A 579-nucleotide genomic window follows, 5' to 3' on the forward strand; every position below is an offset into this window, starting at 1 on the left:
AGCAGATAATAATCAACCATGTAAACCTAATTGAGCAGATTTAGCAGTTGCAGCTATTAATAACATTATAGCTAATAAATTTAATATAAATGTATCTGTATGAGGTGTTAATAATTCAATAGTATAAAAATCTACAGCATGAAATAAATTTAACATAAAAGCTAAACAAATTACAAATAAAGTATCACCCATACGATTTAATAATATAGCTGATAAAGCTGATTTCATTGCTGCTATACGTGTATTTCAGAATGATATTAATAAATAAGATATAACTCCTACAAATTCTCATCCAATAAACATCATTAAATAATTTTCACTTACAACTAATACTGTCATAAATATAGCAAATACACTTAATATTACATAAAAACGATTACGATTAGGGTCATGTCTCATATAATCTATTGCATAAAATAATACAGCTAATGTAACTATTCCTACTGGTACCATTACTGTCATTGATAAAGAATCTAATAATAAACCATAATTTATTTGTATATCTCCTAATGATAATCATGTACCTAAATTAATATATACTGATTCTTCATAAAAATAAGTTAATCAATACATTATAAT

Annotated in this window: 2 protein-coding genes; both read right to left on the bottom strand. The window is 24.0% G+C overall.

Annotation, left to right across the window (positions count from 1 at the left end; genetic code table 11):
• Positions 1-12 precede the first annotated feature (12 nt).
• Positions 13-228 carry a hypothetical protein gene (locus IEZ09_RS48325; protein WP_189260162.1) on the bottom strand — a complete coding sequence of 72 codons (216 nt, stop codon included), beginning with the start codon at positions 226-228 and terminating at the stop codon, positions 13-15.
• Between the two features lie 60 nt (positions 229-288).
• Complete coding sequence (locus tag IEZ09_RS48330) at positions 289-501, bottom strand: NuoL/Nad5 family protein (RefSeq protein WP_189377326.1); 213 nt, start codon at positions 499-501, stop codon at positions 289-291.
• Positions 502-579 lie beyond the last annotated feature (78 nt).

Origin of the sequence: Lentzea flava (assembly GCF_014648475.1) — a bacterium.
Taxonomy (GTDB): domain Bacteria; phylum Actinomycetota; class Actinomycetes; order Mycobacteriales; family Pseudonocardiaceae; genus Lentzea; species Lentzea flava.

What these genes read in the sequence shown, in the direction of transcription:
- IEZ09_RS48325 (WP_189260162.1), bottom strand. Translation starts at nt 228, where the DNA reads ATGAAATCAGCTTTATCAGCTATATTATTAAATCGTATGGGTGATACT.